This is a genomic window from Pseudomonas sp., assembly GCF_037994325.1.
Taxonomy (GTDB): domain Bacteria; phylum Pseudomonadota; class Gammaproteobacteria; order Pseudomonadales; family Pseudomonadaceae; genus Aquipseudomonas.
The window spans coordinates 1-5,298 of sequence record NZ_JBBNAH010000096.1 but is presented as its reverse complement, the minus strand read 5'-3'; the positions used below and the strand labels follow the sequence as shown (position 1 = coordinate 5,298).

Genomic DNA, 5,298 nt, shown 5'->3' with positions numbered 1-5,298 from the left:
TGCCGATGGTCATTCACGCACCGGCGCACTTCGCCGCTGCGCGGGAAAAAGCCTCCATCTCCACCGCCGACCTGTTGCCAACCCTGGTGGAACTGGCCGGCGGCCAGGTGCACGCCGAACTGCCGCTTGATGGTCGCTCGCTGGTGCCACACCTCAACGGCGAGGGCGGGCACGATGAAGTGTTCGGCGAATATATGGCCGAGGGCACTAATAGCCCGCTGATGATGATTCGCCGCGGCCCGTACAAATTTATCTACTCCGAAAACGATCCCTGCCTGCTCTACAACACCGAGCAGGATCCCCATGAACTGGAAGAGCTCAGCCAGTCGGCAGAGCACCAGTGGCTGTGCGCGAGCTTTCTCGAAGAAGCCCGGCGCAAGTGGGATATCCCCGCCATTCACCAACAGGTGTTGGCCAGCCAACGGCGTCGGCGCTTTGTGGCCACCGCGCTGAGCCTGGGCGCCCTCAAGAGCTGGGATCACCAGCCGCATACCGATGCCAGTCAGCAATACATGCGCAATCACATTGACCTCGACGACCTCGAGCGTAAGGCGCGCTTTCCACAACCTGCCCACACTAAGAACTAACTCTAAGGGGACGTTATGAAACTGTTATCCACCAAGTTATCCACAGGTTTGCGCACAGCGCTGGTAGTCAGCGCTGGCGTGTTGGCCATGGGCCTGTCCAGCGCTCAGGCGGCGGAAAGCTGCGATACCGTGCGCATGGCCGATCCGGGTTGGAGCGACATTGCCGCGACCAACGCCATTACCGGCTTTTTGCTCGATGGCATGGGCTACAAGGCCAAAGTCGACACCCTGGCCGTACCGATTATTTTCGGCGGCATGAAAGACGGTTTGGTGGATGTATTTATGGGCAACTGGATGCCCGCGCAGCAAGCGCACTACGACAAATTCGTCAAAACCGGCGACGTGGTAGAGCTGAAGAAAAACCTCGAAGGCACAGAGTTCACGCTGGCTGTACCGGATTACGTGTATGCCGCTGGCGTGCATGACTACGCCGACCTGGCCAAATTTGCCGACAAGTTCGACAGCAAGATTTACGGCATTGGCGCAGGCGCTCCGGCCAACCAATCGTTGCAGGAAATCATCACGAAAAACGAGTTCGACCTGGGCAAATGGAAGCTGGTTGAGTCCAGCGAACAGGCCATGCTTTCTGAGGTAGCCCGCGCGGTTAAACGCGAGCGTTTTATCACCTTCCTCGGCTGGACCCCGCACCCGATGAACGTGCAGTTCAAGCTGAAATACCTCACCGGCGGCGAGAAATACTTCGGCACCAGCGGCACTGTTAACACCCTGACCCGAAAAGGTTATGCACAGGCGTGCCCTAACGTCGCCAAGCTGCTCGCCAACCTGACATTTACCCAGGAGATGGAGAACACCATCATGGCCGAGGTGGACGCCAAGAAAGCCAGCAATGCTGAAGCGGCCAAGGCGTATATCAGTGCCCACCCGGAACTGCTGAATACCTGGCTGGACGGGGTAAAAACCAAAGACGGTGGTGACGCATTGGCGGCGGTTAAAGCCAAACTGTAAGTGACCTAACCGCGCGCCCGGCTCGCGCCGGCGCTCGCGGTGTTTTTCTTGCCGCCGCGTTACCCTGCTTGCCTGGCTCCTTGCTTTGAGATGTTCATGCGCTGGCCCGACCGTTTGACGCTATTTCCATTTCTGGCCTGGCTGCCTCTGCAGACCGGCCGTTCCGTACGCCGCGATTTTCTCGTCGGTTTAACCGGTGCCGTTCTGGCCCTGCCACAATCCATCGCCTACGCGCTGATCGCCGGCCTGCCTGCCGAATACGGCTTGTACGCCGCCGTGGTCCCCGTACTGATCGCCTGCTTATGGGGCTCGTCCTGGCACCTGATCTGCGGCCCCACCGCGGCAATTTCGGTGGTGCTATTTACCAGCGTCAGCCCCTTGGCTGTGCCGGGGAGCAGCGACTATATCCAGCTGGTGTTACTGCTGACCTTTCTCGCCGGGCTGTTCCAGTGGCTGCTTGGCTTGCTGCGCTTTGGCTCGCTGGTGAACTTTGTTTCCCACTCGGTGGTGGTGGGTTTTAGTGCGGGCGCAGCGGTAGTGATTGCCCTTGGCCAGTTACCGTATTTGCTCGGTATCGATCTGGCCAGCCAAGCCACCGGCTACGACAGCCTGGTGCACCTGCTGCAGTTATTGCCCACCTTTAACCCCGCCTGTGTGGCGGTGGCGGCGATCAGCTTGGGCAGCACCCTGGTGATCCGCCGACTCTGGCCAAAACTGCCGGCGCTACTGGTGGGCATTGTGCTCGGCAGCCTCGCGGTGTGGGCTTTGCCGAGCCTTTTTGCCGGTGTGCCTCTGGTAAGCGCATTTAGCGGTTCACTGCCACCCTTCAGCCCGCTGAGCCTTGATCCTTCGGCGTTGCTACGCCTGCTGCCCACCGCTATCGCCTGCGGCATGCTCGGCCTGGTAACCAGCCTGTCGATCGCCCGCACCCTGGCCAGCCGCTCGCAGCAATTGCTTAACGCCAACCAGGAAGTACGCGCCCAGGGGCTGTCGAATATGCTCGGCGCCTGGTTTTCCGGCTACCTGTCGGCGGGTTCCTTTACCCGCTCGGCGTTAAATCTGCAAAGCGGCGCCAGCTCGCCCTTGGCTGGCGTGTTTTCGGCGCTGCTGGTGGCGGTGTTCGCGTTGTTTGGCGCCGGCTTGATCGCGCATATTCCGCTGCCGAGCATGGCGGCCAGCATTCTGCTGATCTGCTGGGGCCTGATTGATTTTGCCGGCATGCGCGCGCTGTACCGGGTTAGCCGGTCTGAGTTTGTGGTGATGCTGCTGACCCTGGCCGCCACCTTGCTGATGGAGCTGCAAACGGCGATCTACGCTGGCGTGCTGGCCTCGTTGTTTTTCTACCTTAAGCGCACCTCGCAACCGCGGGTACAGCAATGGTTCGAGGGCGACGAGGAGATACTGCGGCTGGAAGGCTCGATCTTTTTCGGCGCCTGCCACTTCGTGCAATTGCGCCTGCAACGTAGCCAGGGCAAACGGGTGGTGATCGAAGCGCAGCAGATCAACTTTATCGACTATGCCGGCGTCAGCATGCTGCACCAGGAAGCCCATCGCCTGCGCGCGCAAGGCCGCACCCTGTGCCTGCGGCGGGCCAAGGCGCAGGTGGTCGAGGAGCTGCTTAAACTCGAGGGCGCGGATAACTGCCCGATTGAGTTCGAGCCGCCTGTGTAAGCGCCTGGTCAGCGCTGTGTAAAAGTCTTGATACAGAGGAATTTCCGCGCTTGGGTCACGCCTAATGCTGCAACCAGCACCGCTACTCGCTGGCCTCGCCAGCCCGGCAATGTTGCCGCGGCGGCCTGTAGCAAGGAGCACCACCATGAAGACCTCCCGCCTGATCGCCAGCCTGAGCATTGCTGCACTGCTGGCCAGCAGCCTGGCCAACGCTGCACCGCAAGGCGGTCCAGGCCAGGACCAAGACCCACGCAACGGCCAGCAAGGCCAGGGGCACCAGCCGGGCAACCAAGGCCATCAGCAAAATGGCCCGCAAGGTCAGCCAGGCCTTAACCCACAGCAAAGCCAGCCACGCCCACCGCAACAGGCCAACAACCGCCACGGCCAACCGCCACAAGATTTCGCCCCTGTGCGTCAGCAGTTCTATGAGCACCGCGAACAAATCGGTCGTGGCCCGGCCTTGCCGCCTGGCGTGTGGATCGAACATGGCCGGCCGCTGCCCCATGGTTATGGCAAACGCCTGGATGCCCACGCACTGCGCGGTCTGCCGCAATACAACGGCTATGAGTGGCGTCGAGTGGGGACCGATGTGGTGTTGATCGCGGTGACTACGGGGATCGTCTACACCATCTTGCAGGGTGTATTGAACTAAGAGCGTCGCACCCCACCTCCGTCATTCCCGCGTAGGCGGGAATCCAGAGATCTTCGTCCTAGCTGCAATCCTGGATCCCCACCTGCGTGGGGATGACGGGCCGTTGCGTGTCTACAATTCGAAGTGCGTCGGTGCCTGACCGTCGAAGACGCTGAGGTTCATGGCCATCGGCTGCCCCAGCCACACGCCATGATCACGGTGATCAACCAGGTCATCGCCGGTAATCGGATGAACAAAGATCGACAAGCCTTGGCGATGCAGCGTCAGCCAAGGAATCAACTGAGCAAACACCGCCGGCCGTAACGCTAACTGGCAACTCCACGCCGGATGCGGACCGACGATTTGTTTATGAACACGGCCCATCTTTACCGCAAACAAGCGCGCGGCCTCGTCGCAGAGACTGCGCGCTTGTTCCAGGGTAGCGGCGTCGAAATAGACATGTGCATGCCAGCCACGGATACGCGCTTCGCTGTCAGTTAGCTCAGCCACGCTACCTCCGCTACGCCAGTTGGCTGCGCAATTGGGCCAGCACCGTGGCGCTGTCCGGACGTACGCCACGCCAGATAAAGAAGGCTTCCGCCGCCTGCTCCACCAACATGCCCAAACCGTCCAGCGTGCGCGCAGCGCCGTGCTCACTGGCCCACTGATTGAAGGCCGTCAGGCCTTTGCCGTACATCATGTCGTAACAAACGGTGTGGCCCGGCTGAATCAAGCTGGGGGAAATCGGTGGCAGCTCGCCGCCTAGGCTGGCGGAGGTGCCATTGATGATCAGGTCTACCGGCGCTTCCAGCCAATCGAAACCACAAGCGGCTACTGGACCCAGGTCCGCAAACAACTGCGCCAGTCCCTCGGCTTTTTCCACCGTGCGATTGGCGATCACCAGCGAATGCGGTTGTTCGGCCAGCAGCGGTGCCAGCACGCCACGTACTGCGCCACCGGCGCCGAGCAATAGAATGCGTTTGCCATTGAGGTTGAGGCCGGCGTTTACCGTCAGATCGCGCACCAGCCCAGCACCATCGGTGTTGTCGCCTAACAGGCAGCCATCGGCTTGCCTGCTCAAGGTATTCACCGCACCGGCACGTTGCGCGCGCGGAGTCAGGCTGTCGGCCAGTTGGTAAGCCTGCTCCTTGAACGGCACGGTGACGTTGCCGCCCCGGCCATTAAAGAAGAAGTCACGGGCAAAGGCGGCAAAGCCATCCAGTGGCGCTAGCAAGGCTTCATAGCTGAGCTGCTGGCCCGTCTGGTCGGCAAACAGTCGATGAATCAGCGGCGATTTGCTGTGGCCAATGGGGTTACCGAATACGCCGTAACGGTCCATCAGTTTGCTTCCCCCAGCCAGTCGCGGTCTTGCAGGAAGTAATCGGTCAGCCGCGCTTCAACGCTGCCAGGCTCAGGCTTCCAGTCATAGCCCCACTGCACATG

General features: G+C 60.9%; 6 protein-coding genes and 1 pseudogene. 4 read left to right on the top strand and 3 right to left on the bottom strand.

Annotated features, from left to right (window positions below; genetic code table 11):
• The 4 genes from AAAB16_RS03130 to AAAB16_RS03115 all read left to right on the top strand — a co-directional run.
• Positions 1–587: sulfatase/phosphatase domain-containing protein (locus AAAB16_RS03130; RefSeq protein ID WP_340662022.1), on the top strand; the 587-nt coding region annotated here is incomplete at its 5' end.
• Between the two features lie 15 nt (positions 588–602).
• Positions 603–1,553 carry a choline ABC transporter substrate-binding protein gene (choX, locus tag AAAB16_RS03125; RefSeq protein WP_340662021.1) on the top strand — a complete coding sequence of 317 codons (951 nt, stop codon included), beginning with the start codon at positions 603–605 and terminating at the stop codon, positions 1,551–1,553.
• Between the two features lie 96 nt (positions 1,554–1,649).
• Complete coding sequence (locus AAAB16_RS03120) at positions 1,650–3,224, top strand: SulP family inorganic anion transporter (protein WP_340662020.1); 1,575 nt, start codon at positions 1,650–1,652, stop codon at positions 3,222–3,224.
• 145 nt (positions 3,225–3,369) lie between these two features.
• Positions 3,370–3,876, top strand: coding sequence for an anti-virulence regulator CigR family protein (locus AAAB16_RS03115; protein WP_340662019.1), 507 nt, complete (start codon positions 3,370–3,372; stop codon positions 3,874–3,876).
• A 111-nt stretch (positions 3,877–3,987) separates the two neighbouring features.
• Here AAAB16_RS03115 and AAAB16_RS03110 read toward each other — a convergent pair whose 3' ends face one another.
• The 3 genes and pseudogenes from AAAB16_RS03110 to AAAB16_RS03100 all read right to left on the bottom strand — a co-directional run.
• Positions 3,988–4,365 carry a DOPA 4,5-dioxygenase family protein gene (locus tag AAAB16_RS03110; protein WP_340662018.1) on the bottom strand — a complete coding sequence of 126 codons (378 nt, stop codon included), beginning with the start codon at positions 4,363–4,365 and terminating at the stop codon, positions 3,988–3,990.
• Between the two features lie 10 nt (positions 4,366–4,375).
• Positions 4,376–5,194: a shikimate dehydrogenase gene (gene aroE / locus AAAB16_RS03105; RefSeq protein WP_340662017.1), complete on the bottom strand. Its 819-nt coding sequence runs from the start codon at positions 5,192–5,194 to the stop codon at positions 4,376–4,378.
• Positions 5,194–5,298: pseudogene (locus tag AAAB16_RS03100) on the bottom strand (coproporphyrinogen III oxidase); the annotation flags it as partial. The gene aroE and the pseudogene AAAB16_RS03100, both read right to left, overlap by 1 nt.